General features: G+C 59.3%; 4 protein-coding genes. All 4 read left to right on the top strand.

Going from position 1 to position 4,279, the window contains the following annotated elements; all coding sequences use genetic code 11:
- A partial coding sequence (locus DEO48_RS24815) for an AAA family ATPase (protein ID WP_146198335.1) occupies positions 1-784 on the top strand: 784 nt, incomplete at its 5' end.
- Positions 785-786: 2 nt separating this feature from the next.
- Positions 787-2,325 carry a sigma-54-dependent Fis family transcriptional regulator gene (locus DEO48_RS24810; protein WP_109846574.1) on the top strand — a complete coding sequence of 513 codons (1,539 nt, stop codon included), beginning with the start codon at positions 787-789 and terminating at the stop codon, positions 2,323-2,325.
- Entirely contained in the window at positions 2,301-2,876 is a 576-nt protein-coding gene (locus DEO48_RS24805) for a type VI secretion system-associated protein TagO (protein WP_109846573.1), read from the top strand. The genes DEO48_RS24810 and DEO48_RS24805 overlap by 25 nt, the downstream gene beginning before the upstream one ends.
- Positions 2,873-4,273 (top strand): type VI secretion system protein TssA, encoded by a 1,401-nt coding sequence (gene tssA, locus DEO48_RS24800; RefSeq protein WP_109846572.1) that lies wholly within the window; start codon positions 2,873-2,875, stop codon positions 4,271-4,273. The genes DEO48_RS24805 and tssA overlap by 4 nt, the downstream gene beginning before the upstream one ends.
- The last annotated feature ends 6 nt before the right edge of the window (positions 4,274-4,279 follow it).

Below are 4,279 nucleotides of genomic sequence, written 5' to 3'. Positions count from 1 at the left end.
CGCATTTTTGCTGGTGGGCCCCAGCGGGGTCGGGAAAACCGAAACCGTGGTGCAGATTGCGGAGCTGCTTTTTGGCGGGCGTCATTACCTCACCACCATCAACATGTCCGAGTATCAGGAGAAACATACCGTCTCACGACTGATTGGCTCTCCTCCCGGGTATGTCGGTTTTGGGGAAGGCGGTGTGCTGACCGAGGCCATTCGACGTAAACCGTATTCGGTGGTGCTGCTTGATGAGGTGGAAAAAGCCCATCCGGACGTGCTGAACCTGTTCTACCAGGCGTTCGATAAAGGTGAAATGGCCGACGGTGAGGGACGGGTAATTGACTGTAAAAATGTGGTGTTCTTTCTGACCTCCAACCTGGGCTATCAGACAATCGTGGACAATGCCGGGGAGCCGCAGGCGCTCCACGACGCAATCTATCCGGAGCTGGCGGCCTTTTTCCGGCCCGCACTGCTGGCCCGTATGGAGATTATCCCTTATCTGCCGCTGTCGTCCGATACGCTGCGCACCATCGTGCAGGGCAAACTGACTCATCTCAGTACGCTGCTGGCGCAGCGTTTTGGCGCGAGCGTTGAGACCGACGATGCGGTGGCTGATGAGATTTTGCGCCGGGCGACCCGCAGCGAGAATGGTGCCCGTATGCTGGAGTCCATCATTGACGGGGCGTTGTTACCGTCGTTGTCGCTGAAACTGCTGCAGAAGACATCATCGGCTGAACCGGTATCCCGGATCCGTATTGGTGTCGATGCCGGTGAGTTTGTGTCAGTGGTGGAAGGGTGAACATGCTACAGGTGCTGCAGTTCGCAGAATCCCTTATCCAGCCAGACAATGACGACGCCCTGGCTGACTGGCTGCTCGCCACCCTCAGGGAATGCTGGCAGCCAGAGGGCATTATCCTGGGACTGTGTGATTACAGCGGGCGTTTACTGGCGTGTACCGGGTATCACCCTGCCGGGTCATTTCATCTGGTGCTGCCGGTGGATGACTTCGGCCATCCGCTGGCCAGTGTGGTGCATGACAACGCCCCGCATCTCTGGGAAACCCTGCACGGCGGTGCGCGGACCGAACACGCGGGTTTTCGTGAACTGCTGATGACCATGAAGGCAACGACAGGCCTGCTGGCGTTACCTGTCTGCGATGAGACGCAAAAAATGACCGGGGTGCTCGGACTATTTGATAAGTCGGATGCCCTTCAGCGGTGGTCTGACAGCGAGTTGACCGGGCAACTTCTCCGGTTGTTTACCCTCCAGCGCAGCCGGCTGCATCAGATGCAGCACAATCAGAAAGAAAGCCAGTGTCTGCGTGATTCACTGCGCAGGGTGACGGATGAGCAGACGGAGCACGACAGGCTGACACATCTGCTGGCAAGCCGTCTGGTCGGTCAGTCATCTGCGGTACAAGCGCTTCGGGAGTGCATCCGGTATGCGGCAGCCCATTCCCTGTCGGTGCTGATTGAAGGTGAAACCGGCACCGGAAAAGAGGTGGTGGCGCAACTGGTGCATGAGTGCTCCTCCCGTGCCGGGCAGCCGCTGGTCGCGCTGAACTGCGCGGCGGTCCCCGAAAACCTGATTGAAAGTGAACTGTTCGGCTGGCAGAAAGGGGCGTTTACCGGCGCGCATGCCCATAAAGAAGGGCTGATTGCCCGGGCGAACGGCGGCACGCTGTTTCTTGATGAGGTGGGGGATATGCCCCTTGTCATGCAGGCCAAACTCCTGCGCGTGCTCGAAACCCGTCAGTACCGCCCGCTGGGTGGTGATAAGGAGCAGTATTCCGATTTTCGGGTGGTGGCTGCCACGCATCACGCGCTCAGGCAGCGCGTTACCGACGGGCATTTTCGCCAGGATCTGTACCACCGCCTTTGCCAGAGCGAACTGGTTGTGCCGCCCCTGCGTGAACGTCCTGAAGATATTCCGCTGTTATGCCGTCATTTTATTGCCGCCTTCAGCGAGCGCGATGATAAACGTCCCGGTGACATCTGCCTGATATCACTCAGACGCCTGCTCGGCTATACGTTTCCGGGCAATGTCCGTGAGTTGCGTAACATGACAGAGGTCGCCTGCGCACATGCTGCAGACGGTCAGAGGATTGACATACCGGGGCCGCTTTCGGAGGCTCCTGAGACGTGTCTGCAGGCACCTGCGTCTGAACATGATGACTACCTGCATGTCCGGGATTTACGTGAAGCCGTTCAGACCTTTGAGTCGGGTGTTATTCGCTCACGTCTGGCGTTTTTTCGCGGCGATCGTCAGCGTGTGGCGGAGAGCCTGAATATTCCGCGCCGGACGCTCGATCATAAATGTCAGAAGCTGGAGAGGGCGTGATGGGGATGCTGACATTACTGCCGCTGCTGGCCTCGCTGACGGGAAAGCCGGTTGTGCCGGGGGGACTGGAAAAATGTCAATCCGAGCAGGAGTCTACGTTGCGTCTTGCCTGTTATGACGCCCTGGCGCGTTTTCGTCATGCTCCGGCACAACAGCAGGCCCGCGACAGCGGATTTCAGATGACGACCGATCCTGTAAAGGGCGATCGCGTACTGATCCGCACGATCCCGTCCGACGGGATAATCACGGTGTCCTGCCAGAGTGGGATCACCCGGCTCAGCGTGCGCCCTGCGACACCCTGGCAGGGGAATACGGTGACGGTGGATGTTGACGGTGAACCGGCTTCCGGTAACTGGTTTGTGCGTGACCAGGGGCAACTGCTGGAGTTTGCCCGGGGACTGCCTGCTATTGACGAGCTGCGTCACTGGTTTAGCCATCAGGCACTGACGCTCTCGAACGCTCATGGGCAGTCCCTCCGTCTGCCGCTGGACGGGCTGGAAAGCGCCATCAGGCCGTTGCGCCAGCAGTGCCACTGGGGAGGTCAGTCATGACATTCCGGCATCCCTGGAGCCAGCGCCTGCTGGCAGTATTACCTGATGAGCTGACAGAAAGCGCGGTCAGCGCGGACGATCCGCTGTGGGAAAAGACAGAGACTGAACTGGTGAAACTGGGTTCGCTTGCCCACAGTGAGGTGAGTCTGGATGCGGTGGCCCTTGACTGCCTGACGCTGCTGGAAACCCGAACCAAGGATATGCGTGTGCTGGTGCAACTGGTGCGCTGTCTTCAGCATCCGGCGACCGCTGAGTCGTGGTCTGCAGCCCTGGTCCTGATGGATGACTGGCTGTCGGCCTGGTGGACACGCGCATGGCCGTCCAGCCCGGCACAAAAGCAGCGCCTGATGGTCCAGATGGTTCGTCGCTTTGAGGGGGCGCAGGCTCGCCTGTGTGAGCGGGCAACGGGGACCGAGCTGGAAAGCGTGATGGCGCTGATTCAGGGGCTGGCGCGGACCTGGGGTACTCTGGTATCAGACCCGGGCAACCTGTTTGACGGACTGCTCAGCACGTTGCAACGTGCTGAACGTCAGTGTCAGGAGCCGACCCCTGTCAGTTCAGAGCGCCCGTCTTCCCCTGAATCACCCGAGGCAGCAACATCACTTGAGCCCGTTATCCGCAATAACTACAAGGACATGAATGTTGATGATGCCGATGAGCGGGTATGGCAGCGGACGCTGCTGAAAGTGGCAGAGCGTCTGACCTGTCAACATCCTGATGAGGCCGTGGGATATCGCCTGCGTCGCTATGCCATCTGGCACACCATTACCTCGGCGCCTGTTGTTACCCGTGGCAATAAAACGCCGCTGGCAGCGGTCTCACCTGACCGGGTGAGTGAATACGAATCCGCCCTTCCCCACGCCGATATCACCCTGTGGCGACAGACAGAGACGAGCCTCACGCTTGCGCCTTACTGGTTTGATGGTCACTGGCTGTCGGCGCAGATGGCGACAGTACAGGGATTTGCTGCGGTCGCGCATGCCATCAGGGATGAACTTTTGCATGTATTACATCGCCTGCCCGCGCTGAGAACGCTGACTTTCAGTGATGACACCCCATTTTTATCGTCCCGTTGTGAACAGTGGCTGCGGGCAGCAGAGACGGAACGGGAGGAGGTCTGCGGTGATGTGAACGCCGCGATTGGTGCCTGTCGCGAAGAGCAGGGGCTGAATGCGGCGCTGGCCCTGCTGGAAGAGAATATCAGGACTCAAAGTGAGCCCCGCGAGGCCTTTTACGCCGGACTGATGCTGGCGGAGTTGCTGGATACTGAGGGATTAACGAATCTGGCTGAGATGCATTACCGCCAGCTCTGGCAGCAGGCGCAGCGATTGTCTCTGGAGCAATGGGAACCCGGGCTGGTGAAACGTCTGGAGCGTGCCGTCCGGGCGCGTCATTAACAGGAC

It is taken from the genome of Enterobacter sp. CGMCC 5087 (assembly GCF_003144775.1).
Lineage (GTDB): Bacteria > Pseudomonadota > Gammaproteobacteria > Enterobacterales > Enterobacteriaceae > Enterobacter > Enterobacter cloacae_M.
Note: the sequence above shows the minus strand (reverse complement) of the source record. Positions and strands in the feature narration are given on the sequence as shown.